The organism is Pseudokineococcus sp. 5B2Z-1, assembly GCF_037482305.1.
Classification (GTDB): domain Bacteria; phylum Actinomycetota; class Actinomycetes; order Actinomycetales; family Quadrisphaeraceae; genus Pseudokineococcus.
The window spans coordinates 298641-325175 of sequence record NZ_JBBHZG010000001.1 but is presented as its reverse complement, the minus strand read 5'-3'; the positions used below and the strand labels follow the sequence as shown (position 1 = coordinate 325175).

General features: G+C 76.0%; 22 protein-coding genes and 2 tRNA genes. 20 read left to right on the top strand and 4 right to left on the bottom strand.

All coding sequences use genetic code 11. The features are described from left to right. Window positions 1–136 precede the first annotated feature (136 nt). The 7 genes from hglS to WDV85_RS01350 all read left to right on the top strand — a co-directional run bounded on the left by hglS (window position 137) and on the right by WDV85_RS01350 (window position 9313). The gene (gene hglS / locus WDV85_RS01380; protein ID WP_339568910.1) at window positions 137–1528 is read left to right on the top strand and encodes a 2-oxoadipate dioxygenase/decarboxylase; all 1392 of its coding nucleotides are present in this window, start codon (window positions 137–139) and stop codon (window positions 1526–1528) included. Between the two features lie 222 nt (window positions 1529–1750). After that, entirely contained in the window at window positions 1751–3283 is a 1533-nt protein-coding gene (amaB, locus tag WDV85_RS01375; protein ID WP_445263164.1) for an L-piperidine-6-carboxylate dehydrogenase, read from the top strand. 385 nt (window positions 3284–3668) lie between these two features. Beyond that, window positions 3669–5624 carry an acetolactate synthase large subunit gene (locus WDV85_RS01370; protein WP_339568908.1) on the top strand — a complete coding sequence of 652 codons (1956 nt, stop codon included), beginning with the start codon at window positions 3669–3671 and terminating at the stop codon, window positions 5622–5624. Next, entirely contained in the window at window positions 5621–6187 is a 567-nt protein-coding gene (gene ilvN, locus WDV85_RS01365; RefSeq protein WP_298804699.1) for an acetolactate synthase small subunit, read from the top strand. Before WDV85_RS01370 ends, ilvN begins: the two co-directional genes overlap by 4 nt. Window positions 6188–6281: 94 nt before the next feature. Then, window positions 6282–7307 carry a ketol-acid reductoisomerase gene (ilvC, locus tag WDV85_RS01360; protein WP_445263138.1) on the top strand — a complete coding sequence of 342 codons (1026 nt, stop codon included), beginning with the start codon at window positions 6282–6284 and terminating at the stop codon, window positions 7305–7307. 184 nt (window positions 7308–7491) lie between these two features. Continuing rightward, a complete protein-coding gene (locus WDV85_RS01355) occupies window positions 7492–8043 on the top strand; it encodes an ASCH domain-containing protein (RefSeq protein WP_339568907.1) in 552 nt (183 codons plus the stop codon). A gap of 88 nt (window positions 8044–8131) precedes the next feature. Further along, window positions 8132–9313: a zinc-dependent alcohol dehydrogenase gene (locus WDV85_RS01350; RefSeq protein ID WP_339568906.1), complete on the top strand. Its 1182-nt coding sequence runs from the start codon at window positions 8132–8134 to the stop codon at window positions 9311–9313. A gap of 100 nt (window positions 9314–9413) precedes the next feature. Here the strand turns inward: WDV85_RS01350 and sdhA are convergent, their stop codons facing one another. Next, window positions 9414–11180, bottom strand: coding sequence for a succinate dehydrogenase flavoprotein subunit (gene sdhA, locus WDV85_RS01345; protein WP_339568905.1), 1767 nt, complete (start codon window positions 11178–11180; stop codon window positions 9414–9416). A gap of 143 nt (window positions 11181–11323) precedes the next feature. On the opposite strand from sdhA, the gene WDV85_RS01340 reads away from it, so the two are divergent. From WDV85_RS01340 to WDV85_RS01330, 3 genes are all read left to right on the top strand, one after another. Further along, window positions 11324–12220, top strand: a complete 897-nt coding sequence (locus WDV85_RS01340) for a LysR family transcriptional regulator (protein WP_339568904.1) — start codon at window positions 11324–11326, stop codon at window positions 12218–12220. Between the two features lie 147 nt (window positions 12221–12367). Further along, the gene (locus tag WDV85_RS01335; protein WP_339568903.1) at window positions 12368–12925 is read left to right on the top strand and encodes an AMIN-like domain-containing (lipo)protein; all 558 of its coding nucleotides are present in this window, start codon (window positions 12368–12370) and stop codon (window positions 12923–12925) included. Between the two features lie 69 nt (window positions 12926–12994). Continuing rightward, window positions 12995–13936 carry an NADP-dependent oxidoreductase gene (locus WDV85_RS01330; RefSeq protein WP_339568902.1) on the top strand — a complete coding sequence of 314 codons (942 nt, stop codon included), beginning with the start codon at window positions 12995–12997 and terminating at the stop codon, window positions 13934–13936. A 14-nt stretch (window positions 13937–13950) separates the two neighbouring features. On the opposite strand, the gene WDV85_RS01325 is transcribed toward WDV85_RS01330, so the two are convergent. Next, a complete protein-coding gene (locus WDV85_RS01325; protein WP_339568901.1) occupies window positions 13951–14268 on the bottom strand; it encodes an antibiotic biosynthesis monooxygenase family protein in 318 nt (105 codons plus the stop codon). A gap of 103 nt (window positions 14269–14371) precedes the next feature. Between WDV85_RS01325 and WDV85_RS01320 the strand changes: the two genes are divergently transcribed. Further along, window positions 14372–15415 (top strand): 3-isopropylmalate dehydrogenase, encoded by a 1044-nt coding sequence (locus tag WDV85_RS01320; RefSeq protein ID WP_339568900.1) that lies wholly within the window; start codon window positions 14372–14374, stop codon window positions 15413–15415. A 64-nt stretch (window positions 15416–15479) separates the two neighbouring features. Then, complete coding sequence (locus WDV85_RS01315) at window positions 15480–16667, top strand: branched-chain amino acid aminotransferase (protein WP_339568899.1); 1188 nt, start codon at window positions 15480–15482, stop codon at window positions 16665–16667. A 219-nt stretch (window positions 16668–16886) separates the two neighbouring features. Here WDV85_RS01315 and WDV85_RS01310 read toward each other — a convergent pair whose 3' ends face one another. Further along, complete coding sequence (locus WDV85_RS01310; protein ID WP_339568898.1) at window positions 16887–17819, bottom strand: 3-methyladenine DNA glycosylase; 933 nt, start codon at window positions 17817–17819, stop codon at window positions 16887–16889. Window positions 17820–17925: 106 nt separating this feature from the next. Here WDV85_RS01310 and WDV85_RS01305 point away from each other — a divergent pair, with 106 nt between their 5' ends. The 4 genes from WDV85_RS01305 (at window position 17926) to WDV85_RS01290 (ending at window position 20615) form a co-directional block, all read left to right on the top strand. Then, entirely contained in the window at window positions 17926–18702 is a 777-nt protein-coding gene (locus WDV85_RS01305; RefSeq protein ID WP_339568897.1) for a fumarylacetoacetate hydrolase family protein, read from the top strand. Further along, on the top strand, window positions 18699–20285 hold the full coding sequence (gene gltX, locus WDV85_RS01300; protein ID WP_339568896.1) for a glutamate--tRNA ligase: 1587 nt from the start codon (window positions 18699–18701) through the stop codon (window positions 20283–20285). The genes WDV85_RS01305 and gltX overlap by 4 nt, the downstream gene beginning before the upstream one ends. A 143-nt stretch (window positions 20286–20428) precedes the next feature. Next, window positions 20429–20500: transfer RNA gene (locus tag WDV85_RS01295), tRNA-Gln, on the top strand. Window positions 20501–20542: 42 nt separating this feature from the next. Continuing rightward, window positions 20543–20615: transfer RNA gene (locus WDV85_RS01290), tRNA-Glu, on the top strand. Between the two features lie 358 nt (window positions 20616–20973). On the opposite strand, the gene WDV85_RS01285 is transcribed toward WDV85_RS01290, so the two are convergent. Further along, entirely contained in the window at window positions 20974–21693 is a 720-nt protein-coding gene (locus tag WDV85_RS01285) for an IclR family transcriptional regulator (protein WP_339568895.1), read from the bottom strand. Between the two features lie 146 nt (window positions 21694–21839). Here WDV85_RS01285 and leuC point away from each other — a divergent pair, with 146 nt between their 5' ends. From leuC to WDV85_RS01265, 4 genes are all read left to right on the top strand, one after another. Then, the gene (leuC, locus tag WDV85_RS01280) at window positions 21840–23267 is read left to right on the top strand and encodes a 3-isopropylmalate dehydratase large subunit (RefSeq protein WP_339568894.1); all 1428 of its coding nucleotides are present in this window, start codon (window positions 21840–21842) and stop codon (window positions 23265–23267) included. 62 nt (window positions 23268–23329) lie between these two features. Then, window positions 23330–23920, top strand: a complete 591-nt coding sequence (gene leuD, locus WDV85_RS01275) for a 3-isopropylmalate dehydratase small subunit (RefSeq protein ID WP_171202608.1) — start codon at window positions 23330–23332, stop codon at window positions 23918–23920. Window positions 23921–24139: 219 nt separating this feature from the next. After that, window positions 24140–25732, top strand: coding sequence for a glucoamylase family protein (locus tag WDV85_RS01270; RefSeq protein ID WP_339568893.1), 1593 nt, complete (start codon window positions 24140–24142; stop codon window positions 25730–25732). A gap of 159 nt (window positions 25733–25891) precedes the next feature. Next, window positions 25892–26494 carry an HU family DNA-binding protein gene (locus tag WDV85_RS01265; RefSeq protein WP_339568892.1) on the top strand — a complete coding sequence of 201 codons (603 nt, stop codon included), beginning with the start codon at window positions 25892–25894 and terminating at the stop codon, window positions 26492–26494. Window positions 26495–26535 lie beyond the last annotated feature (41 nt).

The following is a 26535-nucleotide window of genomic DNA, read 5'->3' as shown; positions in this document are numbered from 1 at the left end:
CCGGCGCCGCGGCGGGCGACACGGCCATGGCCGGTGCGGTGGCCGGTGCGGCCGTCGGCGCGCCGGCGCCGGGCGGCCCCGCCCCGGTGGCGGGGGAGGGCTCCTGAGCGCGGGCGGCGGGCTCGTCGGCACGACGGTGCTGCGGGCCCGCTTCGCCGCCGCCCTCTCGGCGCTCTACGCCACCGAGGTGCCGGCCTACGGCACGCTCGTGGAGGTCGCCGGGGAGGTCAACGCCGCCGTCCTCGCCGCGGACCCGCAGGCGGCGCAGGAGCTCGGGAGCATCGAGCGGGTGACGGCCGAGCGCCACGGCGCGATCCGCGTCGGCACCGCCCGCGAGCTCGCGCAGGTGGGGCAGGTCTTCGCCGCGCTCGGCATGCGCCCGGTCGGCTTCTACGACCTGCGCGAGGCCGGGCAGCCCGTCCCCGTCGTCTCGACGGCCTTCCGCCCCGTGGACGACGCGGAGCTGGCGGCCAACCCGTTCCGCGTCTTCACCTCGGTGCTGGCCACGGACGACCGCCGCTTCTTCGACGCCGACCTCCAGGCCCGCCTCGAGGCGCGGCTGGCCGGGCGCGAGCTCTTCAGCCCGGCGCTGCTCGACCTCGCGGCGCGCGCCGAGGCCGACGGCGGCCTCGCCCCGGACGACGCCGACGCCCTCGTCGGCGCCGCGACGGCGGCCTTCGCCCTCTCGCCCGAGCCGGTGGACGCCGCCTGGTACGCCGAGCTGGAGCGCGTGTCCGGCGTGGCGGCGGACATCGGCGGCGTCGGGTCGACGCACGTCAACCACCTCACGCCGCGGGTGCTCGACATCGACGCCCTCTACGCCCGGATGATCGAGCGCGGCGTGACGATGATCGACGCGATCCAGGGTCCGCCGGGCGGCGGTGCGCCGGTCCTGCTGCGGCAGACGAGCTTCCGCGCCCTGTCGGAGCCGCGGGCGATGCGCGACCCCGACGGCTCGGTGCGGGCGGGCGCCCTGCGGGTCCGCTTCGGCGAGGTGGAGGCCCGCGGCTGCGCCGTCACGCCCGCGGGACGCGCCCGGTACGACGCCTGGATGGCCGCGGACGGCTCGGCCACCGACCGCGACGCCCTGTGGCGCAGGCTCTTCCCGGACGAGGCCGACGCCCAGGCGGCTGCGGGGCTCACGCAGGTGCGCTGGGTGCCGGTCGCCGACCGCCCCCGCGACGGCGCGACGCCGCCGCACGACCTGGCCCGCCTGCTCGCCGACGGGTGGGTGCGCGCCGAGCCGGTCGTCTACGAGGACTTCCTGCCCGCCTCCGCCGCCGGCATCTTCGCGTCCAACCTCGACGGCGCGGGGGAGCGCCGGGAGGACGCCGGCGGCAGCTCCCGCGACGCCGGCTGGCTCGCCGACGCCCTCGGGCGCGAGGTGCTCGACCCGGCGGACCTCTACGCCGCCACCAGCACGACGAGCGCCGCCGAGGCGGCCCGCGCCCTGGGGCTGCCCCCGCTCGAGCAGCCCGCCGCCCGGCCCCTGGGCGAGGTGCTCGACGCGCCGGTCGCCACCGCCTGAGCCGCAGGCGCCGACCTGGGAGGCTCCCGACGTCGGCCCCGCCCTCCAGCACTCGGGCCCCCACCACTCCGTCCCATCCCGAAGGAGCTCCGTCCCGTGACCAGCAGCACGCCCCCGACCGCCGACCGCACCCCCGAGGGGGAGCCGCTCGAGGGGGCGCTCGCCGGACCCGGCGGCCAGCGCCCGGCAGGAGTCCTCGGCCTCGTCGCCGGCACCGACGAGATCCGCGAGCGGGCCCTGGCCGCGCTGCGCGCGTGCGGCGTCGACGTCGACGCGCTGCGCGCCGAGGGCGAGGGGGCCGCCGCGGCGGGGGCGCCCGTCGTCACCGCCCGCACGCCCGTGACGGGGGAGGACCTCTTCCCCCTGCCCGCGACGAGCGCCGACGGCGTCGCCGCCGCCGTGGGCCTCGCCGAGGGCGCCTTCGCCGAGTGGCGCACGACGCCGGCCCCCGTGCGCGGCTTCCTCGTCAAGCGGCTCGGCCAGCTCCTCGTCGAGCACCTCGACGACCTGGCCGCGCTCGTCACCACCGAGGTCGGCAAGACGCCCTCGGAGGCCCGCGGCGAGGTGCAGGAGATGGTCGACGTCTGCGACCTCGCCGTCGGCCTCTCCCGCCAGCTGACCGGCCGCACGATGCCCTCGGAGCGCCCCGGCCACCGCCTCATGGAGACCTGGCACCCGCTCGGCCCCGTCGCCGTCGTCAGCGCCTTCAACTTCCCCGTCGCCGTCTGGTCGTGGAACAGCGCGCTCGCCCTCGTGTGCGGCGACCCGGTGGTGTGGAAGCCGTCGGAGCTCACCCCGCTGACGGCGCTGGCCTGCACGGCGCTCGCCGAGCGCGCCGCCCGCGAGTGCGGGGCGCCCGAGGGCCTCGTGCCCCTCGTCCTCGGCGGCGCCGACGTCGGGAAGCAGCTCGTCGACGACCCGCGCGTCCCCCTCGTCTCCGCGACCGGCTCCGTGCCCATGGGCCGCGACGTCGGCGCCCGCGTGGCCGCGCGCTTCGGCCGCACGCTGCTCGAGCTCGGCGGCAACAACTGCGCCGTCGTCGCCCCCTCGGCCGACCTCGACCTCGCGGTGCGCGGCATCGTCTTCGCCGCGGCGGGCACGGCCGGCCAGCGGTGCACCACCCTGCGCCGGCTGCTCGTCCACACCTCGGTGGCCGACGAGCTGCTCGCCCGGCTCGTCGAGGTCTACGGGCGCCTGCCCGTCGGCGACCCCTCCGCCGAGGGCGCGCTCGTCGGCCCGCTCGTCGCGCCCCGCGCGCACGAGGCCATGGAGGCCGCGCTCGCGCGGGCCCGCGCCGACGGCGGCGAGGTCCTCGTCGGCGGGGAGCGCGTCCTCGTCGACGAGGCGCCGGCCGCGCGCTACGTGCGGCCGGCGGTCGTGCGCATGCCGGCGCAGACGGACGTCGTCCGCACCGAGACCTTCGCGCCCGTCCTCTACGTCATGACCTACGACGACCTCGACGAGGCGATCGCCGTCCACAACGACGTCCCGCAGGGCCTCTCGAGCGCGATCTTCACGCTGGACGCCCGCGAGGCCGAGCGGTGGATGGCGGCCGACGGCTCCGACTGCGGCATCGTCAACGTCAACATCGGCACCTCGGGCGCCGAGATCGGCGGGGCGTTCGGCGGCGAGAAGGAGACCGGGGGCGGCCGCGAGTCGGGCTCGGACTCCTGGCGCGCGTACATGCGGCGGGCCACCAACACGGTGAACCACAGCCGGGAGCTGCCGCTGGCGCAGGGCGTCGACTTCGGCTGAGCCGACCCCGCGTCCACGAGACGTCCGTCCCGCATGTCGGGACGGGCGTCTCGGCGGTTGACGCCGCCCGGCGGCAGGAGCACTGTTGCGGCATGTCGAGCCAGCAGGGCGTCCTCGTAGTTCCCGGGCGTGCGTGAGCCCAGCGCCCTGACGGCTCCGCACGCGACCCCTCGACCGCCCGCTCCGCGCGGGCCGAGGGGTCTCGTCATGTCCGGGGTCGTCACACTGGACCCCGGCGTCGCAGTCCGCAGGTGAGACCGCCTGAGGGGCTCGACCGCACGACCGCACCGCCAGCACGACCGAGACGCAGCAGCGCACCACCCGGGCCCGCCAGGCCCAGCGGCCCCTCCGGGGCGCCGTCGGAACCCCTCGCACGGAGGACACCATGGCCAGCGCCGACCAGCGCACCGCCCCGCGTCCGGGCCCCCGGCCCGCCCCGCCCGCGCACGCCCAGGCCACCGTCGGCCAGGCCGCGGCCGGCCGGCCCGCCGCCGCGGCCGAGCGCGGCGAGCCGATGACGGGCGCGCAGAGCCTCGTCCGCTCGCTCGAGGCCGCGCAGGTCGAGGTCGTCTTCGGCATCCCCGGCGGCGCGATCCTCCCCGCCTACGACCCCCTGCTCGACAGCGCGAGCGTCCGCCACGTCCTCGTGCGCCACGAGCAGGGCGCGGGCCACGCGGCGCAGGGCTACGCGCAGGCCACGGGCCGCGTCGGCGTCTGCATGGCGACGTCGGGCCCCGGCGCGACGAACCTCGTCACCGCCATCGCCGACGCGCACATGGACTCGGTGCCGATGGTCGCCATCACCGGCCAGGTCTCCTCCGCCGCCATCGGCACGGACGCCTTCCAGGAGGCCGACATCGTCGGCATGACGATGCCGGTGACGAAGCACAACTTCCTCGTCACCGACCCCGACGACATCCCGCGGACGATCGCCGAGGCCTTCCACATCGCCGCGACGGGCCGGCCGGGCCCGGTGCTCGTCGACGTCTCGAAGGACGCGCTGCAGGCGCGGACGACCTTCGTGTGGCCGGCGTCGCTCGACCTGCCCGGGTACCGGCCGACGACGACGCCGCACCGTCGGCAGGTCCGCGAGGCCGCCAAGCTGCTCGCCGCCGCGGAGCGCCCCGTGCTCTACGTCGGCGGCGGTGTGCTCAAGGCCCACGCCGCGGACGAGCTGGCCGAGCTCGTCGAGCTGTCCGGCGCCCCCGTGGTGACGACGCTCATGGCCCGCGGCGCGCTGCCCGACAGCCACCCCAGCCACCTCGGGATGCCCGGCATGCACGGCACCGTCGCCGCGGTGACGGCCCTGCAGAAGGCCGACCTGCTCGTGGCCCTCGGCGCCCGCTTCGACGACCGGGTGACGGGCAAGCTCTCGAGCTTCGCCCCCGACGCCGCCGTCGTCCACGCCGACGTCGACCCGGCCGAGATCGGCAAGAACCGCGTCGTCGACGTGCCGATCGTCGGCGACGCGCGCGAGGTGCTCGCCGAGCTCGTGCCCGCGCTGCGCGCCGAGCACGCCGAGGGGCACCGGGCCGACCTCACGACGTGGTGGCGCCAGCTCGACCAGCTCCGCCGCACGTACCCGCTGGGGTACGCCGAGGCCGAGGACGGCTCGCTGGCCCCGCAGCGGGTCATCACGCGGCTCGGCGAGATCGCCGGCCCCGAGGCGATCTACGTCTCCGGCGTCGGCCAGCACCAGATGTGGGCCGCGCAGTTCATCGGCTACGAGCGCCCGGGCAGCTGGATCAACTCCGGCGGCCTCGGGACCATGGGCTTCGCCGTGCCGGCGGCCATGGGGGCCAAGGTCGGCGACCCCGACCGCGTCGTCTGGGCGGTGGACGGCGACGGCTGCTTCCAGATGACCAACCAGGAGCTCGCCACGTGCGCGCTCAACGGCATCCCCATCAAGGTCGCCGTCATCAACAACTCGAGCCTCGGCATGGTCCGGCAGTGGCAGACCCTCTTCTACGAGGGCCGCTACTCCAACACCGACCTCCACACCGGCTCGGCGGTGGCGATGGGCCAGCGGATCCCCGACTTCGTCAAGCTCGCCGAGGCCTACGGCTGCGTGGGCCTGCGCTGCGAACGTCCCGAGGACCTCGACGCGACGATCGAGGCGGCCATGGCCGTCACCGACCGGCCCGTGGTCGTGGACTTCGTCGTCCACCGCGACGCGATGGTCTGGCCGATGGTCGCTGCGGGCGTGAGCAACGACGAGATCCAGTACGCGCGCGGCGTCTCGCCCGAGTGGGACCGCGACGAGGAGACCAGCACCGAGGACGACGCCGCGCCGACGCCCACCGGGGCGGGCGTGGCCCACGAGGGGGAGGGGCAGCGATGACGCTCCTGCAGCCGGCCCAGCAGGTCGGGCGGACGCCGACGACCCGGCACACGCTGTCGGTCCTCGTCCAGGACGTGCCGGGCGTGCTCGCGCGCGTCGCGGGCCTGTTCTCGCGCCGCGGCTTCAACATCGTGAGCCTCGCCGTCGGCCCGACCGAGCAGGTCGGGGTCTCCCGCATGACGGTCGTCGTCGACGTCGAGAGCCTCCCGCTCGAGCAGGTCGTCAAGCAGCTCAACAAGCTCGTCAACGTGCTGAAGATCGTCGAGCTCGACCCGGGGGCGGCCGTCCAGCGCGAGCTGCTGCTCGTCAAGGTGCGCGCCGACGCGACGACCCGCGCGCAGGTGCTCGACGTCGTCCAGCTCTTCCGCGCGCACGTCGTCGACGTGGCGCCGGAGGCCCTGACGATCGAGACGACGGGCGAGCCCGACAAGATCGCCGCGCTGCTGCGGATGCTCGAGCCCTTCGGCGTCCGCGAGCTCGTGCAGTCCGGGCAGGTGGCCCTCGCCCGCGGCTCGCGGGCGATGACCGACCGCGCGGCCGACCGGCCGCTGCGCTCCGCCTGAGCCCGCGGACCCCTCAGCCGGGGCCGACGCCCCGGCACCAGACCGCACCACCGCACCGCCGACCAGCACCGCCGACGACCGAGGAGCCCACCCCGTGGCCGACATGTTCTACGACGCCGACGCCGACCTGTCCCTGATCCAGGGCCGCACCGTGGCCGTCATCGGCTACGGCAGCCAGGGCCACGCGCACGCCCTGAGCCTGCGCGACTCCGGCGTCGACGTCCGCGTCGGCCTCGCCGAGGGCAGCCGCAGCCGCGCCAAGGCCGAGGCCGAGGGCCTGCGCGTCGTCACGCCGGCCGAGGCGGCCGCGGAGGCCGACTTCGTCGTCGTCCTCACGCCCGACCAGACCCAGCGCGGCCTGTACGCCGAGGCGATCGCCCCGAACCTCGCCGACGGCGACGTGCTGCTCTTCGCGCACGGCTTCAACATCCGCTTCGGCTACATCCAGCCGCCCGCGAGCGTCGACGTCGTCATGGTCGCCCCCAAGGGCCCCGGGCACCTCGTGCGCCGCGAGTACGTCGACGGGCGCGGCGTGCCCGTCATCGTCGCCGTCGAGCAGGACGCGAGCGGCGAGGCGTGGCCGCTGGCCCTCTCCTACGCCAAGGCCATCGGCGGCCTGCGCGCGGGCGGGATCAGGACGACCTTCACCGAGGAGACGGAGACCGACCTCTTCGGCGAGCAGGCCGTGCTCTGCGGCGGCGCCTCGGCGCTCGTCCAGGCCGGCTTCGAGACCCTCGTCGAGGCGGGCTACCAGCCCGAGGTCGCCTACTTCGAGTGCCTCCACGAGCTCAAGCTCATCGTCGACCTCATGTACGAGGGCGGCATCGCCAAGCAGCGCTGGAGCGTCTCGGACACGGCCGAGTACGGCGACTACGTCTCCGGGCCGCGCGTCATCGACGCCCGCGTGAAGGAGAACATGAAGGCCGTGCTCTCCGACATCCAGGACGGCACCTTCGCGAAGCGCTTCATCGCCGACCAGGACGCCGGCAAGCCCGAGTTCACGCGCCTGCGCGAGCAGGGCGAGCAGCACCCCATCGAGGAGACCGGGCGCCAGCTGCGCGGCCTCATGAGCTGGGTCAAGAGCGACGACGACTACACCGAGGGCACCGCGGCGCGCTGACGCCGGTCGCGCCACCGCCCCTGCACGGGGCGCGAGCTCGCGAGACCGACGAACGGCGGGACACCGGCCTCCGGTGTCCCGCCGTTCGTCGGTCCCGTGCGGTGGGCGCGGCGCCGAGATCGGGCTGTGGCGACGTCCGGGCGGCGTGCCGGCCCGTGATCCCGAGCGGGGGAGGATGGGGCGCATGGACGCCGCAGACCGCCCCGCCGACGAGATCGTCCGCTTCTGGGAGACGGCGCGCAGCCGCGCCGGCCTGGGACGGCTGTCGGTCGTCACCGGCACGAGCGCCGCGACGGCCGTCCCGCCGCCGGCGTGGGCCTTCGGCGCCGACCCGCAGCAGGCCGACGAGCTGCTGGCGCTCGTCCTCGAGGGCGTCAAGACGGCGACGGCCAGCGCGCGCTGGGAGTACGAGGCCGAGGGCGAGGAGCTGCCGCGCCCGGGCGACCTCTCGATCGTCCTCGACGGCGCCGGCCACCCCCGGGCGCTCGTGCGGACGACGTCCGTCGACGTCGTCCCCTTCCGCGAGGTCAGCGCCGAGCACGCGCGCGCCGAGGGAGAGGGAGACCGGTCGCTGGCGCACTGGCGCGCGGTCCACGAGCGCTTCTTCTCCGCCACGCTCGCCGAGGTCGGCCGGGGCTTCGACGACGGGCTCCTCGTCGTCTGCGAGGGGCTGCAGCTGCTGCACCCGAAGCGCCGCCCGGCGCGGCAGCGGGCGCCCCAGCCCGTCGACGCCTGAGGCGGCCCCGCCCGTGCGCGGGCGCCGTGCCCCGCCTTGCGGGGGCCCGGCGCAGCGACCAGCCTCGCGGGATGGCTGGAGCAGACGCATGAGGGCAGTGACCTGGCACGGCACCCGCGACGTGCGGGTGGAGGAGGTGCCGGACCCGACGATCCAGGAGCCCACCGACGCGGTGGTGCGGGTGACGACGACGAACGTCTGCGGGTCGGACCTGCACCTGTACGAACCGCTCGGCGCCTTCATGGGCGTCGGCGACGTGCTCGGCCACGAGACCATGGGCGTCGTCGAGGCCGTCGGCTCGCAGACGGGGGACCTGCGGGTGGGCGACCGCGTGTCGATCCCCTTCCAGATCAGCTGCGGGCACTGCTGGATGTGCGACCGGCAGCTCTACACGCAGTGCGAGACGACGCAGGTCCGCGACCAGGGCACGGGGGCCGCGCTGTTCGGCTTCTCGCAGCTGTACGGCGAGGTGCCGGGCGGCCAGGCGGAGTACCTGCGCGTGCCGCAGGCCCAGTCCACGCACGTCAAGCTGCCCGACGGGCCTCCCGACGACCGCTTCGCCTACCTCTCCGACATCCTCCCCACCGCCTGGCAGGGCGTCGCCTACGCCGACGTCCCCGACGGCGGGACGCTCGTCGTCCTGGGGCTGGGCCCCATCGGCGACTTCGCCGCCCGGATCGGCCTGCACCAGGGCTACCGCGTGATCGGCGTGGACACCGTCCCGGAGCGCCTGGCCCGGGCACGGTCGCGGGGGGTGGAGGTGGTGGACCTCACCGACCACGAGGACGACCTCGGCGACGTCCTGCGCGACATGACGGACGGGCGGGGGCCGGACTCCGTGCTCGACGCCGTGGGCCTCGAGGCCCACGGGTCGCCCGCGACCACGGCGGTGCAGAAGGTCGCCGGGGTGCTGCCGGACGCCCTCGCCGGCCCTCTGCTGAAGACGGCCGGTGTGGACCGGCTGAAGGCGCTGCACACCGCCGTCGACGTCGTCCGCCGCGGCGGCACCATCTCCGTGTCCGGCGTCTACAGCGGTGCGGCCGACCCGCTGCCGATGGTCGCCCTCTTCGACAAGCAGGTCCAGCTGCGGATGGGGCAGTGCAACGTCAAGCGGTGGGTCCCCGAGATCATGCCGCTGCTCACCGACGAGGACCCGCTGGGCGTGGACGACTTCGCCACGCACCGGCTCCCGCTCGAGAGCGCGCCCGAGGCGTACCGGATGTTCGCCGAGAAGGAGGACGGCTGCGTCAAGGTGCAGCTGAAGCCCTGAGCGAGGACCCCTGAGCCAGGAGCCCTGAGCGAGGGGCCCGACGACGACGCCCGCCCCGGCAGCAGCCGGGGCGGGCGTCGTCGTCAGCGCGGGTCGCCGCTCAGTACTTGCGCTCCATCGGCTGGTAGCGCGTCTGCACGACCGGCTTGTAGTCGAGGCGCACGGCCTCGCGGCCCTCGTCGTCGACCGCCTTGTAGGCCATGGTGTGGCGCATGAAGTTCACGTCGTCGCGCGCGGTGTAGTCCTCGCGGAAGTGGCCGCCGCGCGACTCCTGGCGGGCCAGGGCCCCGACGACGATGACCTCGGACAGCTCGAGGAGGAAGCCGAGCTCGACGGCCTCGAGCAGGTCGGTGTTGAAGCGCTTGCCCTTGTCCTGCACCACGACCCGCTCGTAGCGCTCGCGCAGGCCGGCGAGGTCGGTGAGGCACTGCTTGAGGCTGGCCTCGGTGCGGAAGACCTGGGCGTTGGCGTCCATCGTCTCCTGCATGGCCTGGCGCAGGGGCGCCACGCGCTCGCCCGTCTCGCGGCCGCGGATGCCCTCGAGCGTCGCGACGACGCCGGACTCGGCGCCCTCGGGCATCTCGACGAGCGTCGTCGTCTCGTCGTTCGCGAAGTGCGCCGCCGCGAGGCCGGCGCGCTTGCCGAAGACGTTGATGTCGAGCAGCGAGTTCGTGCCCAGGCGGTTGGAGCCGTGGACCGACACGCAGGCGACCTCGCCGGCGGCGTAGAGGCCCCGGACGACGGTGTCGTTGTCCGACAGCACCTCGGCGTCGACGTTGGTCGGCACGCCGCCCATGGCGTAGTGCGCCGTCGGGTACACGGGCACCGGCTCGGTGTAGGGCTCGACGCCGAGGTAGGTGCGCGCGAACTCGGTGATGTCGGGCAGCTTGGCGTCGATGTGCGCCGGCTCGAGGTGGGTCAGGTCGAGGAGGACGTAGTCGCCGTCGGGCCCGGCGCCGCGGCCCTCGCGCACCTCGTTGGCCATCGAGCGGGCGACGATGTCGCGCGGCGCGAGGTCCTTGATGGTGGGGGCGTAGCGCTCCATGAAGCGCTCGCCGTCCTTGTTGCGCAGGATGCCGCCCTCGCCGCGCGCCGCCTCCGACAGGAGGATGCCGAGGCCCGCGAGGCCCGTCGGGTGGAACTGGAAGAACTCCATGTCCTCCAGCGGCAGGCCGGCCCGGTAGGCGATGCCCATGCCGTCGCCCGTGAGCGTGTGCGCGTTGGACGTCGTCTTGTAGACCTTGCCGACACCGCCGGTCGCGAGGACGACGGCCTTGGCGCGGAAGACGTGGATCTCGCCCGTGGCGAGCTCGTAGGCGACGACGCCGGCGACGGCCTTCTCGCCGAGCGGGTTGGTGCCCATGACCATGTCGAGCACGTAGAACTCGTTGTAGAACTCGACCTCGTGCTTGACGCACTGCTGGTAGAGCGTCTGCAGGATCATGTGGCCGGTGCGGTCGGCCGCGAAGCACGAGCGGCGCACGGCGGACTCCCCGTGGTTGCGGGTGTGGCCGCCGAAGCGCCGCTGGTCGATGGTGCCCTCGGGCGTGCGGTTGAAGGGCAGGCCCATCTTCTCGAGGTCGAGGACCGCGTCGATGGCCTCGCGGCACATCACCTCGGCGGCGTCCTGGTCGACGAGGTAGTCGCCGCCCTTGACCGTGTCGAAGGTGTGCCACTCCCAGTTGTCCTCCTCGACGTTCGCGAGGGCGGCGCACATGCCGCCCTGGGCGGCGCCGGTGTGGGAGCGGGTCGGGTAGAGCTTGGTGAGCACGGCGGTGCGCGAGCGCTGGCCGGCCTCGATGGCGGCGCGCATGCCGGCGCCGCCGGCACCGACGATCACCACGTCGAAGATGTGCGTCTGGACCACGGGGGCCACCTCTCGGTCGGGACCGCGTCACGCCCCGGGCCCGGGACGTCGTCCTCGCCAGGGTAGGTGGTGCGCGGGCGATCGACGACGCCCCGCCGAGAGGCTCTGCCTATCGACGCCGCCGGCGGCGCTACCGTCGACCCGTGCAGCTGCAGCAGCTCGCCTGCTTCGTCGCCGTCGTCGACGAGGCGCACTTCACGCGCGCCGCGCAGCGGCTGCACCTGGCGCAGCCGTCGCTGTCCGCGCAGGTGCGCTCGCTGGAGCGCGAGGTCGGCGGGCCGCTGCTGCACCGGCGGCGCGGCGACGTCCGCCCGACCGAGGCGGGGGAGCGCCTGCTGCCCTACGCGCGGCGGATCCTCGCCGACGCGGCCGCCGCGAGCGCGGAGATGCAGCGGGTGCGGGGCCTCGAGACGGGCGTGCTGCGCGTCGGGGCGACGCCGAGCGCCGGCACCGCCCTGCTGCCGCCGGTCCTGCGGCGCTTCCACGACGCCCACCCGGGCGTCGTGCTGCACCTCGCGGAGGCGGGCTCGCGCGACCTCGTCGAGCAGCTCGCCGTGGGGGCGCTCGACCTCGCCGTCGTCGTCCTGCCCGTGGCCGCCCACGGCGGGGCCCTGGCGACGACGCCGCTGCTGCGCGACGCCCTCGTGCTCGCCAGCGCCGCGGACGGCCCGGCGCCGGTCGCGGGCCCCAGCGCCGCTGCGGGCGACCTCGCCGACGTCGACCTCGTGCTGCCCGGGGAGGGCTACGACCTGCGGGCGACGACGCTCGCCGCCTGCGCGACGGCCGGGGTCGAGCCGCGCGTCGTCGCCGACGGCGGGGAGCTGGACGTCGTCGTCGCGCTCGTGCGCGCCGGCGTGGGCGCCGCGGTGCTGCCGCGGACGGTCGTCGACGGCGCCGACGGCGCCGACGGCGCGCTGCGGGCCACCCCGCTGCGCGGGCCCGCGCTGCACCGCACCGTGGGCGTGGCGCACCGCAAGGACGTGCCCCTGGGGCGGGCGGCCGCCGAGGTGCGCCGGCTGCTCGTCGAGCAGACCTCCTGAGCCCTGCTCCCCGCCGCGGCGTCACGCGGTGGCGCCAGGGGCGTCCGGCCCTACCGGGCGACCGGGAGCGGACCTACCGTCACGCGCTGGGGGGCTCGACGGCGCGCCCCCCGCCACCACGCCGGTGGTCGACGGAGGAGGTCCGCCATGAGGTCTGCCCGGAGGGTCGCGGCGGCGCTCGCCGCCGTCGGCCTCGTCCTCACGGGGGTGGTGACCGCGGCCGCCCCGGCCGCGGCCGCCCCCTACTGCGGCATCCGCTGGGGCTCGCTGCCCGAGCGCGCCGGCGACCTCGGCGCGGGGAGCGTGCGGGACGTGCGCGCCGGCCGGCACGCGTGCTTCGACCGGCTCGTCGTGGACGTCGACGGCGACGCCGGCGGGTACGTCGTCTCGTACGTCGACGTCGTGCGCGCCCCGGGCAGCGGCGAGCGCGTCCCCCTGCGCGGCGGCGCCGCGCTGCAGGTGGTGGCCCAGGTGCCCGCGTACGACCGCGACGACGGCAGCGCGACCTACGACCCGGTCGACGCCCGCGAGCTCGTCGACGTCGACGGCTACCGCACCTTCCGGCAGGTCGCGCTCGCCGGCAGCTTCGAGGGGACCACCGACCTGGGGCTCGGCGTCCGCGCGCGGCTGCCCTTCCGGGCCTTCCTCCTGGACGGCCCGGGCGACGGCTCGCGCGTCGTCGTCGACGTGGCCCACCGCTGGTGAGGGTGCCGGGGCGGGCGCGCCGCGCGCGACCGGGGAATGCCGGGCGCGCGCGGGGTGCTCGTGGCGGGCGTGCGCGCCGTCGGACTGCAGGAGACCGGAGGACCTGAGGTCCTCGCCGTCGTCGAGCTCCCGGAGCGCGAGCCCGGGCGCGGGGAGGTGCGCGTCGCCGTCACCGGCGCCGCGGTGAACCCCACCGACACCGGGCTGCGCGCCGTCCCGCAGATGGCGCCGCAGGACGTGCCGCCCCCGTGGGTGCCCGGCATGGACGCCGCGGGCGTGGTGGAGGCGGTCGGCGAGGGCGTGGACCTCGCCGTCGGTGACCGCGTCGCCGCGGTCGTCAACCCGCGGCGCCCGGAGGGCGGCGCCTACGTCGAGCGCCTGGTCGTCCCGGCCGCGTCGGTGGTGCGCGTGCCCGACGACGTCGACCTCCTGGCCGCGTCGACGCTGCCGATGAACGGGCTCACCGCCGTGCACGCCCTGCGCTCGCTGGGCCTGCCGGAGCACGGGACGGTCGCCGTCACCGGCGCCGCGGGGACCCTCGGCGCCTACGTGGTCGCCCTCGCGCACCACGCCGGGCACCGCGTCGTCGCCGACGCGAGGGAGGGCGAGGAGGGCCTCGTCCGGTCCTTCGGCGCCGACGACGTCGTGCCCCGCGGTGACGGCTTCGCCGACGCCGTCCGAGCCCTCGTGCCCGGCGGGGCCGACGGCCTGGTGGACGCCGCGGTGACCGACGACCAGCACGCCGCCGCCGTGCGGGACGGGGGCGTCGTCGCCACCGTCCGCGGCTACGACGGCGGCGGTCGGCCCGACGCGAGGGGCGTCCGCTACGCGCCGGTCATGGTGGTCGAGCACCTCGAGGACACGGCCTCGCTGCGCGAGCTGGTGGAGCGGGTGGTCGACGGGACCCTGGTGCTGCGCGTCGCCGGGACGGTGCCCCCCGAGCGCGCCGCGGACGCCCACCGGCGCCTCGAGGCCGGCGGGCAGCGCGGGCGGGTCGTCATCACCTTCTGAGCCGCGACCGGGCGTCAGGAGGGGCTGCCGAGCCCCGCGAGGTCGACGACCTCGAACTCCAGGAGGCTCGCGCCCGTGGCGACGGGCCTCGACCGCTCGCCGCTGTGGGCGCGCGCCGCGTCGCCGCCTTCGCTCCAGGCGCGGAAGGACGCGTCGTCCTCCCAGCGCGTCACCACGAAGTAGCGGTCCTCGCCGGCGGTCGGGCGCAGCAGCTCGAAGCCGAGGAAGCCGGGCGTGCCGTCGACGGCGCCCAGCCGGGCGGCGAAGCGGCGCTCGAGCTCGGGGCCGGCGCCCTCGGGCACGGTGATGGCGTTGATCTTCACGACGGGCATGCGCCCAGGATGCCGCTCGCGCGGTCTGCGCCGCCGCCCGGGCGCCGGTCCCGGTGGCCGGACGCCGGTCCCGGCCCGCGGACGGCTCACTAGCCTCACGGGCATGGCGCAGACGGTCAGGCTGGCAGTGCTCCCGGGGGACGGCATCGGCCCGGAGGTGGTCGCCGAGGGCCTCAAGGTCCTCGACGTCGTCGCCGCCGACCTCGGTCTGGCGGTCGAGCGCACGGAGTACGACCTCGGCGCCCGGCGCTGGCACGCCACGGGGGAGACGCTGCCGGACAGCGCCCTCGAGGAGATCCGGGGCCACGACGCGATCCTGCTCGGCGCGGTCGGCGACCCGGGCGTCCCGAGCGGCGTCCTGGAGCGGGGGCTGCTCCTGCGGCTGCGCTTCGAGCTCGACCAGTACGTCAACCTCCGCCCCAGCCGCCTCCTGCCCGGCGTCACCTCACCGCTCGCCGAGCCGGGCGACATCGACCTCGTCGTCGTCCGCGAGGGCACCGAGGGGCCCTACACCGGCAACGGCGGCGCGCTGCGCGTGGGGACGCCGCAGGAGGTCGCCACCGAGGTGAGCGTCAACACGGCCTTCGGCGTCGAGCGGGTCGTGCGCGACGCCTTCGCCCGCGCGCAGGCGCGCCCGCGCCGGAAGGTGACGCTGCTGCACAAGCACAACGTCCTGGCGCACGCCGGGCACCTGTGGCGCCGCACCGTCGAGGCCGTGGGCGCCGAGCACCCGGACGTCGCCGTCGACTACGCCCACGTCGACGCGGCGATGATCTACCTCGTCACCGACCCGGCGCGCTTCGACGTCGTCGTCACCGACAACCTCTTCGGCGACATCGTCACCGACCTCGCCGCGGCCGTCACCGGCGGCATCGGGCTCGCGGCCTCAGGCAACGTCGACCCGACCCGCCGCTCGCCGAGCATGTTCGAGCCCGTCCACGGCTCGGCCCCGGACATCGCCGGCACGGGCCGCGCCGACCCGACCGCCGCGGTGCTGTCCGTCGCGATGCTGCTCGAGCACCTCGGGCACCCCGACGCCGCGGAGCGCGTCGTCCGGGCCGTCGGGGACGACCTCGCCGCGCGGGCCGGCGCGGGGCCGCGGACGACGTCGGAGACGGGCGACGCCATCGCCGCCGCCCTGGCCTGAGGCGGTGCCCGGCGCCCCCGCGAGGGGCACCGGGGCCTTGCGGCCCGGCGCTACCGTGACCGCCATGGCGAGCGACACGAGCACGAGCCGCGCCGGCGCGCCGGCCCCGGCGCCGGACGCCCGGGCGTCCTCGACGGCGGGCGTCCCGACGTCCGTCGACCAGGGCGTGCGGCTCGAGTTCGCCGTCGCCGACGGCGTCCCGCGCCTGCCGGAGGCCGAGCGCGCGGAGATCCTCGAGAGCCCGGGCTTCGGCCGGCACTTCACCGACCACATGGCCCGCGCGGTGTGGACGCCGGCCGGGTGGGGGCAGGACGCCGTCGTCGCCCACGGCCCGATCACGCTCTCGCCGGCCGCCGCCGTCCTGCACTACGCGCAGGAGGTCTTCGAGGGCATGAAGGCCTACCGGCACGCCGACGGCTCGGTGTGGGCCTTCCGCCCCGACGCCAACGCCCGCCGCTTCGCGGCCTCGGCCCGCCGGCTGGCGTTGCCCGTGCTGCCCGAGGCCGCGTTCCTGCGCTCGGTCGAGCAGCTCGTCGCGGCCGACGTCGACTGGGTGCCCGGCGGCGGGGAGAACAGCCTCTACCTGCGGCCGTTCATGTTCGCGTCCGAGTCCTTCCTCGGCGTGCGCCCGGCCGCGGAGGTCACCTACCTCTGCATCGCTTCTCCGGCCGGCTCCTACTTCGGCGGCGGCGAGATCACGCCCGTCTCCATCTGGCTCTCGCAGGAGTACAGCCGCGCCGCCCCCGGCGGCACCGGCGCGGCCAAGTGCGGCGGCAACTACGCGGCGAGCCTGCAGGCGCAGGCCGAGGCCGCCGAGCACGGGTGCGACCAGGTCGCCTTCCTCGACGCGGTCGAGCACCGCTGGGTCGAGGAGCTCGGCGGCATGAACCTCTTCTTCGTCCACGACGATGGCACCGTCATCACCCCCGAGCTCACCGGCACGATCCTCGAGGGCGTCACGCGCTCCTCCGTGCTGCAGATCGCCGCCGACCTGGGCCACGAGGTGGTCGAGCGCCGCGTGGACGTCGCTGAGTGGCGCGAGGGCTGCGAGACGGGGCGCATCACCGAGGTCTTCGCCTGCGGCACCGCGGCGGTCGTCACGCCCGTCGGCGCGCTCGTCGAGCCGGGCCGGCGCTCCGTCCCCGGCGACGGCGGCACCGGCGCGGTCACGGCGGCGATCCGGCAGCGCCTCACCGACGTCCAGCAGGGCCGGGCCGAGGACGCCCACGGCTGGATGCACCGCCTCGTCTGAGGTTCGTCCCTCACGCCCCGTCGCCCGTCCGCCCCTCCCTGCCACGGGCGCCCCTCCCCGCACTTCGTCGTCACAGTGCCCCGGCAGAAGTTCCGCAGAGGCGATGTGTCGACGAAGTGACCTGGGAGGGCGCGCTCGGACGGCGATGTGTCGACGAAGTGCTTGGGAACAGCGCTTTCGGACGGCGATGTGTCGACGAAGTGCGGGGGAAGGGCGGCGTCAGCGGGCGGGGGCGACGACGGCGTCGAGCAGCGGCAGGAGCCGGTCGCGCAGCGCCTGGCCCCGGGCGGCGAGCGCGCGCTGCTCCGTCGCGTACTGCGCCCGGCCCTCGGCCGTCTCCACACGGACGGGCTCGCGGCCGTAGCGGCTGAGGTCGTACGGCGACGCGCGCATGTCGAGCTCTCGGACGTCCCGTGCCAGGCGGAAGGCCTCGAGGACCAGCGACGACGGCGCGAGCGGCACGAGGAGGAAGGCCGCGCGGTAGAGGTCCATCCCCGCGTGCAGGCAGCCCGGCTGCTCGAGCGCCGCCTGGGTGTCGCGCGTCGGGCGCAGCGGGCTCAGCGCGACGGCGCTGCCCGGGTAGAAGCGGAAGGCGTCGACGTGCGTGCACCGCAGCCACCCGCGCCGCGCGCCCTCCTCGACGACGGCGTCGGTGCCCTCGGCGCCGAGGCGCAGCGGCTGGCGCTCGTGGCGCAGCACCGAGGGGTCCGTCGCCGAGCCGTGCACCATCGCCCACTCGTGCAGCCCGAAGCAGCCCAGCTCGGGGGCGCGGCCACGGGTCGCGGCGACGACGTCGCGCACGTGCCCCAGCCGCCGCCCCTGCGACGCCGCGACGCCCGCCGCGTCGACGACGACGCCCCCTGGCCCGTCGACGTCGCCGTCGGGCCCTGACCACGGCGCGTAGCCGCGCCAGCCGAGCCGCTCCCGGGCGGCGTCCCCGAGCAGGACGACCCCGGCGCCGGGGTGCCAGCGGGCCAGCTGGCCGGGCCGGAAGCGGTAGTAGGTGAAGAGGAAGTCCTCGACGGGGTGCGGCTCGCCGGCCAGGGCCCGCTCGCGGTGGCCGGCGGTGAGCGCCTCGACCGCGCGCCGGTGCTCCTCCGCGGCGGGGAGCCACTCGTCCTCGGCGAGGAGGGTCGGGGCGGTCGCGAGCACGCGACCACGGTAGGTGCGGCGCACCGGGGCGACCGACGTCGTCGGGCCTCCGGGGCGGGAGGGCGGCACGGGCGCCACGCCCGCGCGCGCCGATAGCCTCGGAGCCGTGCGCATCGCGAGGTTCACCCGGGACGACGACATCAGCTACGGGTTCGTGGAGGGCGAGCCGGGGGAGGAGCGCCTGCACGTCATCGGCGGAGACCCCCTGTACACGAAGCTCACGCCGACCGGCGCCGTCGTGGGCCTCGACGAGGTCCGGCTGCTGGCCCCCGTCATCCCCCGCAGCAAGGTCGTCGGCATCGGCCGCAACTACCACGACCACGCGCGCGAGATGGGCAACGAGGTGCCCTCGAAGCCGCTGATGTTCCTCGTGCCGAACACCGCCGTCGTCGGCCCCGACGACCCGGTCGTGCTGCCGTCGTTCTCCCAGGAGGTCTCCTACGAGGGCGAGCTCGCCGTCGTCATCGGCCGCATCTGCAAGGACGTCCCGCGCGAGCGCGTGGGCGAGGTCGTCTACGGCTACACCTGCGCCAACGACGTGACGGCGCGCGACGCCCAGCGCGACGACGGCCAGTGGGCCCGCGCCAAGGGCTTCGACTCCTCCTGCCCGCTCGGCCCGTGGATCACCACCGACCTCGACCCCGCCGACCTGTCGCTGCGCACCCGCATCGGCGGCGACCTCGTCCAGGACGGCCGCACCTCCGACATGGTCTTCGACGTGCCGTCGCTCGTGGCGGCCGTCTCGGCGGCCTTCACGCTGCTGCCGGGCGACGTCATCCTCACCGGCACCCCCGCCGGCGTCGGTCTGGTCTCCGCCGGCCAGCGCGTCGACGTCGAGATCGAGGGCATCGGCACCCTGAGCAACCCGGTGGTGGCCCGATGAGCGCCACCGCACCGGGCACGCCGTCCGGCCCCTCCGCGGGGGAGAGCGCGACGACCGGCTCGGGCGCCTCGCCGCGCGCCGCGACGGCGACCGGCCTGGCCGAGGCCACCGGCGCGGACGTGCGCGTGCGCTTCTGCCCCTCGCCGACGGGGACGCCGCACGTCGGCGTCATGCGCGCGGCCCTCTTCAACTGGGCCTACGCGCGGCACACCGGCGGGAAGCTCGTCTTCCGCATCGAGGACACCGACGCCGCCCGCGACTCCCAGGAGTCGATGGACGCCATCGTCGAGGGCCTCGCCTGGCTGGGCATCGACTACGACGAGGGGCCAGGCGTCGGGGGCCCGCACGCGCCCTACCGCCAGAGCGAGCGGCGCGACCTCTACGCCGACGTCGCGCGCCGGCTGCTCGAGGAGGGCTACGCCTACGAGTCGTGGTCGACGCCCGAGGAGGTGGAGGAGCGCCACCGCGCGGCGGGCCGCGACCCCAAGCTCGGCTACGACGGCTTCGACCGCGACCTCTCGGCGGCCCAGGTGCAGGCCTTCCGCGACGAGGGCCGCGAGCCCGTGCTGCGCGTGCGGATGCCCGACGAGGACCTCGTGGTCGACGACCTCGTGCGCGGCCGCGTCGTCTTCCCGGCCGGCTCGGTGCCCGACTTCGTCGTCGTGCGCGCCAACGGGCAGCCGCTCTACACGCTGGTCAACCCGGTGGACGACGCCGTCATGGGCATCACGCACGTGCTGCGGGGCGAGGACCTCCTGTCCTCGACGCCGCGGCAGGTGGTGCTGCACCGCGCGCTCGTGGAGATGGGTCTCTCGCAGAGGGTCCCGCAGTTCGGCCACCTCCCGCTCGTGCTGGGGGAGGGCAACCGCAAGCTGAGCAAGCGCGACCCCGAGTCCGACCTCTTCCTCCACCGCGAGCGCGGGCTGCTGCCGGAGGGGATGGTCAACTACCTCGCGCTGCTGGGGTGGTCGATCGCGCCCGACCGCGACGTCTTCACGCGCGAGGAGCTCGTCGCCGCCTTCGACGTGCGCGACATCGGCGCGAACCCCGCCCGGTGGGACCAGAAGAAGGCCGAGGCCATCAACGGGGACCACCTGCGCATGCTGGCCCCCGAGGTGCTCCTCGACCGGCTGCTGCCGCACCTGCGCTCCGCCGGCCTCCTCGACGGCGACCCGACGCCGACCCAGCGCCGGCTGCTCGAGGGCGCCGTCCCGCTCGTGCAGACGCGCATGGCTGTGCTGTCCGAGGGGCCGGGGATGCTCGGCTTCCTCCTCGTCGCCGACGAGGACCTCGTCGTCGAGGAGGACGCGCTGGGGGCGCTGCGCCCGGAGGCGGCCGACGTCCTCGACGCGTCCGCCGCGGCCCTCGTCGACCTGCCCGAGTGGGACGCCGCCGCCGTCGAGGCGGCGCTGCGCTCCGCCGTCGTCGACGGGCTCGGGGTGAAGCCGAAGTTCGCCTTCGGCCCCCTGCGGACGGCCGTGACGGGCCGGCGCGTCTCGCCCCCACTGTTCGAGTCCATGGAGCTGCTCGGGCGCGAGAGCTCGATGCTGCGGATCGCGGCGCTGCGTCGGCAGCTGGGCTGAGCGGCCCCGCTCGTCCTCCCCGCCACGGGGAGGACGAGCGGTCGCCTCCCGCGAGCGGCGGCCGATTTTGGCGCCGGGCGGGGCAGCCGCTACTGTCTACTCCCGGTACGGCGCTCGGCCAGGCGGCCAGCGTCATACCCCGGTGGGGTATGGTGTAATTGGCAGCACGACTGATTCTGGTTCAGTTAGTCTAGGTTCGAGTCCTGGTACCCCAGCGCTTCACCCGCACGATCGTCCGCACCAGAGCGGACACGCAAGGCCCCGTTGTGTAGCGGCCTAGCACGCCGCCCTCTCAAGGCGGTAGCGCCGGTTCGAATCCGGTCGGGGCTACAGGCACGGCCCGGTCTCCCAGCAGGGAGGCCGGGCCGTTCTGCTTCTCCGGGGTGTCCCGACGTCCGGGCTCGCTCCGTCTCCGTCCGGGGCGACGTCCGAGCTCGCGTCCCCTCCTCCGCTCGGGGCGACGTGTGGCCATGTCGCCCCGCCGGCGACCGGGTGAGGGCGACATGGCCACGCGTCGCCGTCGGGGGGCCTGCGCGGGGGCGACATGGCCACACGTCGCCGTCCGGAGGCGCGGGCGGGGCGACATGGCCACACGTCGCCGACCGGGAGCCCGTGCCGGGGCGACATGGCCACACATCGCCCCCGGGGGAGGGGGCGGAACGGGACGGGGTGGCGGGGTGCGCGCGGGTCAGGACTCCGCGCGCTTGAGGGCCTCCGACAGGCGCTGCGCGGTCGTCACGACGGCGGCCGCGTGCAGGCGCCCCGGCTGGCGCGTGAGGCGCTGCAGGGGGCCGGAGATGGACACCGCGGCGACGACGCGGCCCGCCGGCCCGCGCACCGGCGCCGAGACCGAGGCGACGCCGGCCTCCCGCTCGCCGATGCTCTGCGCCCAGCCGCGGCGGCGGACGCCGGACAGGACGGTCGCGGTGAAGCGGGCGCCCTGGAGGCCGCGGTGCAGCCGGTCGGGCTCCTCCCACGCGAGGAGCACCTGGGCGGCCGAGCCGGCGAGCATCGACAGGGTGGCGCCGACCGGCACGGAGTCGCGCAGCCCCATCGGCAGCTCGGCGGCGGCCACGCAGACGCGCGCGTCGCCCTGGCGGCGGAAGAGGGAGGCGCTCTCGCCGGTGTGGTCGCGCAGCGCCGTCAGGGCCGGGCCCGCGGCGGCGATGAGGCGGTCCTCGCCGGCGGCCGAGGCGAGCTCGGGGAGCCGCGGGCCGAGCACGAAGCGGCCCTGCATGTCGCGGCCGACGAGGCGGTGGTGCTCGAGCGCGACCGCGAGGCGGTGCGCCGTGGGCCTCGCCAGGCCCGTGGCGGCCACGAGCTGCGCGAGGCTGGCGGGGCCGGCCTCGAGCGCGGCGAGGACGGCGGCGGCCTTGTCGAGGACGCCGACTCCGCTAGACTTGTCCATAGGACGATATTGCCGTCTCTCACTATGAGATGGCAAGTCACCCGCCCGGAGCGGCGGGACGCCCGCGCCGCCCCCGACCGGGGCGGCGGGGGTGCGTCCGCAGAGGCCGCAGCGGCGGCGCCGGACGGCGCCCGGAGGAGGACGAGATGGGCCGGACCCTGGCCGAGAAGGTGTGGGACGAGCACGTGGTGCGCCGCGGTGGCGACGGCGAGCCCGACCTCCTCTACGTCGACCTCCACCTCCTCCACGAGGTCACCTCGCCGCAGGCCTTCGAGGGCCTCCGCCTGGAGGGTCGCGGCGTGCGCCGCCGGGACCTCACCATCGCGACCGAGGACCACAACACCCCCACCCTCGACATCGACAAGCCGATCGCCGACCCCACGAGCCGCACGCAGATCGAGACGCTGCGCCGCAACTGCGCGGAGTTCGGCGTCCGCCTGCACCCGCTGGGGGACGCCGAGCAGGGCATCGTCCACGTCGTGGGGCCGCAGCTGGGGCTCACCCAGCCGGGCATGACGGTCGTGTGCGGGGACTCCCACACCTCGACGCACGGCGCCTTCGGCGCGCTCGCCATGGGCATCGGCACGAGCGAGGTCGAGCACGTCCTCGCCACCCAGACCCTGCCGCTGCAGCGCCCGCGCACCATGGCGATCACCGTCGAGGGCGAGCTGCCCGAGGGCTCCACCGCCAAGGACGTCATCCTCGCCGTCATCGCGCGCATCGGGACGGGCGGCGGCCAGGGCTACGTCCTCGAGTACCGCGGCTCGGCCATCCGCGCGCTCTCGATGGAGGCGCGCATGACCATCTGCAACATGTCGATCGAGGCGGGCGCCCGCGCCGGCATGGTGGCGCCCGACGAGACGACCTTCGCCTACGTGCAGGGCCGCGACCACGCCCCGACGGGCGCCGACTGGGACGCCGCCGTCGAGCACTGGCGCTCGCTGCGCACCGACGACGACGCCGTCTTCGACGCCGAGGTCGTCATCGACGCCGCCGAGCTGCAGCCCTTCGTCACCTGGGGGACGAACCCCGGCCAGGGGCTGCCGCTGTCGGCCGCCGTCCCCGACCCCGAGGCGATGGCCGACCAGGGCCAGGCCGCCGCGGCACGGCGGGCCCTGGAGTACATGGACCTCGCGCCCGGCACCCCGCTGCGCGAGGTGGCGGTGGACGCCGTCTTCATCGGCTCGTGCACCAACGGGCGCATCGAGGACCTGCGCGCCGCCGCCGAGGTGGTCCGCGGGCGGACGAAGGCCGACGGCGTGCGCGTGCTCGTCGTCCCCGGCTCGGCGCGCGTGCGCCTGCAGGCGGAGGCCGAGGGCCTCGACCGCGTCTTCACCGACTTCGGCGCCGAGTGGCGCTTCGCGGGGTGCTCGATGTGCCTCGGCATGAACCCCGACCAGCTGGCGCCGGGGGAGCGGGCGGCGTCGACGTCGAACCGCAACTTCGAGGGCCGCCAGGGCCGCGGCGGGCGCACGCACCTCGTCTCGCCGCTCGTGGCTGCGGCCACGGCCGTGCGCGGCACCCTCTCCTCGCCGGCCGACCTCGAGGCGCCGCAGCCCCTCGTGCCGGCCTGAGCGCGCACCGCCGCCCGCACGACCCCGGCCCCCACCCGCCAGCACCGACGAGGAGCGCCCCCGTGGACCCCGTGACCCGCCACACCGGCGTCGGCGTGCCGCTGCGCCGCAGCGACGTCGACACCGACCAGATCATCCCCGCCGTGTACCTCAAGCGGGTCTCGCGCACCGGCTTCGAGGACGGGCTGTTCTCCGGCTGGCGCCAGGACCCGTCCTTCGTCCTCAACCAGCCGGCGTACTCCTCGGGCAGCGTGCTCGTGGCGGGCCCGGACTTCGGCACCGGCTCCTCGCGCGAGCACGCCGTGTGGGCGCTCAAGGACTACGGCTTCCGCGCCGTCCTCTCCTCGCGCTTCGCCGACATCTTCCGCGGCAACGCCGGCAAGCAGGGCCTCGTGGCCGGCCAGCTGGCGCAGGAGGACGTCGAGCTCATCTGGAAGCAGCTCGAGGCCCGCCCCGGCACCGAGGTGACCGTGGACCTGCAGGAGCGGGTCGTCCTGTGCGCCGAGCTCGTGGCGCCGCTGCAGATCGACGACTACACCCGTTGGCGGCTGCTCGAGGGGCTCGACGACGTCGGCCTGACGCTGCGCGACGTCGACGCGATCGACGCCTTCGAGCGCGAGCGGCCGTCCTGGAAGCCGCGCACGCTCGCGTAGCTCCTCGGGGGTGGGGGCGCCCACCGGCCTCCCACCCCTCGAGCTCGGGCCCCGTCCCCTCGCGCTCGGGCCTCGTCGCCGGTCGTGGCCCCTTGCGCCACGGCGCGGGAGCGGGGAGAGTGCGCACGTCCAGCGTGTATGCGCATACATCGTGCGCTGCGCCCCGCACCGCGGCGGAGGACGACGGCGCCCCGCCGCGGCTCCCTCCCGGAGGACGCCATGGCAGACCGGACCCGCACGGAGCTCTCCCGACGGCGCCTGCTGACGACGGGAGGAGCGACCGCTGCGGCGGCGGCGCTCGCTCCCGCGGCTGCGGCGCGCGCGGCCACCGGCCGGCCGGCCGGGCCGTCCCGCGCGGCCGCCCCGGTGGACCCCGCGCGCCTGCAGCGGTGGGCGCGGGACACCTGGACGTCGGTCCTCGCCATGACGGACCCCGGCACCGGCTTCCCCGCGGACAACCTCCCGGCGTCGCTGTCGTCGTCCGGCCGCAGCCGCTACACGTCCCCCACGAACGTCGGGGGCTACCTCTGGTGCACCGTGGTGGCGCGCGAGCTCGGCCTGGTGGGCCGGCGGGAGTGCGCGTCCCGGGTCCGTCGCACGCTCGAGACCCTCCTCCAGGTCGACCACCACGTCCCGAGCGGCATGTACTACAACTGGTACGACGAGAGCGACGGGTCGGTGGTCACGACCTGGCCCGACTCGGGCGACCCCGTCGTCCCCTTCGTGTCCAGCGTCGACAACGGGTGGCTGGGCGCGGCGCTGCAGGTCGTGCGGACGGCGGTGCCCGAGGTCGGCGCCCTCGCCGAGCCCCTGTGGGAGCGGATGCGCTGGGACGCCTTCTACGACCCGCGGGCGACCGGCCCGGGCGGCCTGCTGCACGGGGGCTTCTACGACTCCCCGCCGCCCGAGGGCACCGCGGCGCGGCTCGGCGACCACCTGGGGGTGGGCGACGACGTCTGGCTCACCGACCACCACTACGACACCCACGTGTCGGAGGCTCGGGTCGCGGGCTACCTCGGCCTCGTCCGCGGGCAGGTGCCGGCGAGCTGGTACTACTCGACGTGGCGCACCTTCCCCGACGGCTGCGACTGGTCCTGGCAGCAGGCGCGGCCGGTCGGGCGCACGCGCACCTACGAGGGCGTCGAGGTCTTCGAGGGCGCCTACGCCCACCACGGCTCCCTGGTCGTGCCCGGTTGGGGCGGCTCGATGTTCGAGGAGCTCATGCCCGACCTCTTCGTGCCGGAGGCGCGGTGGGCGCGGCGGTCCTGGGGCGTCAACCACCCCGCCCACGTGCGGGCCCAGGTGCGGCACGGGCTGGTGGACGCCGGGTACGGCTACTGGGGCTTCTCGCCGGCCAGCGACCCCTTCGGCGGCTACCGCGAGTACGGCGTCGACGCCGTCGGGCTGAACCCCGACGGGTACTTCTCCGACCGGGAGCGCACCGACGTCGACCCCGGGTTCCCCGGCTGCCGGGAGGCGAGCTCGCCCTCGCCCGTCTTCGGCGACGGCGTGGTGACCCCGCACGCGTCCTTCCTCGCCCTGGCGTACGAGCCCGAGCGCGCCCAGGCGAACCTCGTCGGGCTCGAGGAGGACCTCGGCGCGTACGGCGACGGGGGCTTCCTCGACGCCGTCGCGGTGCGCTCGGGGACCCTGGCGCGCCGTCACCTCTCCCTGGACCAGGCGATGTGCCTCGGCGCCCTCGGCAACGTCCTCGGCGACGACGTGCTCCACCGGGCCTTCGCCACCGTGGAGGTGCAGCGGGCGCTGCGTCCGGTGATGTCCCAGGAGGTGTTCGGCGCCCGGCTCGGCTGACCCCGGGGGCGGCCGCCTCCGCCCCGGGCGCGTCGTGCGTCCGGGGCGCGGGTGACCTGCGCCGGTCCGGGGCCTGGTGCGCGCCCCCGGCTGCCCCTACGGTGCGGCCCCAGGCGAGCGCGCCCGACCGTCGGGCTCGCGGGCGCCGCAGGAGGTCTCGTGAACAAGGGTGAGCTCGTCGACGTCCTCGAGGAGCGGCTCGGGAGCCGCCGCGCCGCCAGCGACGCCATGGAGGCCGTCCTCGACGCGGTCGTGCGCGCCGTGGCGCGCGGGGAGCGCGTGGCCATCAGCGGGTTCGGCACGTTCGAGCGGGCCGACCGGGCCCCGCGGACGGGTCGGAACCCGCGGACGGGGGAGACGGTGCCCATCGCCGGCACCTCGGTGCCCCGCTTCAAGCCCGGCACGGCGTTCCGCGCCTACGTCTCCGACCCGGGCTCCATGCCCGAGGCCGTCCAGACCGACCCGTCCGCCGGTGGGGCGCTGCGCGCCGTGACGACGCGCCGCGGCGGCGTCGAGCTCGCCGACGGCGCGCCCGCGCGCAGCCGGCGCGCACCGTCCTCGCGCACGTCGAGCGCCGCCCCGGCGACGGCGGCCGCCGCGGACGACCAGCCGTCGGCCGCGGAGGTCGCCGACGCGCCCGAGCCCGCGCCGGAGAAGGCCCCGGGCGGCAAGGGCAAGGACGGCAAGAAGGACGCCAAGGACGGCAAGGACGGCAAGAAGGCGAAGAAGAAGGACGGCAAGAAGGCCAAGAAGAAGTCCTGACGGGCGGGGTCCGCGGACGCCGCGGACCCCCGCCCGGGCCT

Bases quoted from the DNA above. Each gene is read 5' to 3' on its own strand.
- WDV85_RS01370 (WP_339568908.1), top strand. From the start codon at position 3,669: ATGGCCAGCGCCGACCAGCGCACCGCCCCGCGTCCGGGCCCCCGGCCC.
- ilvN (WP_298804699.1), top strand. From the start codon at position 5,621: ATGACGCTCCTGCAGCCGGCCCAGCAGGTCGGGCGGACGCCGACGACC.
- WDV85_RS01355 (WP_339568907.1), top strand. From the start codon at position 7,492: ATGGACGCCGCAGACCGCCCCGCCGACGAGATCGTCCGCTTCTGGGAG.
- WDV85_RS01350 (WP_339568906.1), top strand. From the start codon at position 8,132: ATGAGGGCAGTGACCTGGCACGGCACCCGCGACGTGCGGGTGGAGGAG.
- WDV85_RS01335 (WP_339568903.1), top strand. From the start codon at position 12,368: ATGAGGTCTGCCCGGAGGGTCGCGGCGGCGCTCGCCGCCGTCGGCCTC.
- WDV85_RS01325 (WP_339568901.1), bottom strand. From the start codon at position 14,268: ATGCCCGTCGTGAAGATCAACGCCATCACCGTGCCCGAGGGCGCCGGC.
- WDV85_RS01320 (WP_339568900.1), top strand. From the start codon at position 14,372: ATGGCGCAGACGGTCAGGCTGGCAGTGCTCCCGGGGGACGGCATCGGC.
- WDV85_RS01315 (WP_339568899.1), top strand. From the start codon at position 15,480: ATGGCGAGCGACACGAGCACGAGCCGCGCCGGCGCGCCGGCCCCGGCG.
- gltX (WP_339568896.1), top strand. From the start codon at position 18,699: ATGAGCGCCACCGCACCGGGCACGCCGTCCGGCCCCTCCGCGGGGGAG.
- WDV85_RS01285 (WP_339568895.1), bottom strand. From the start codon at position 21,693: ATGGACAAGTCTAGCGGAGTCGGCGTCCTCGACAAGGCCGCCGCCGTC.
- leuC (WP_339568894.1), top strand. From the start codon at position 21,840: ATGGGCCGGACCCTGGCCGAGAAGGTGTGGGACGAGCACGTGGTGCGC.
- WDV85_RS01270 (WP_339568893.1), top strand. From the start codon at position 24,140: ATGGCAGACCGGACCCGCACGGAGCTCTCCCGACGGCGCCTGCTGACG.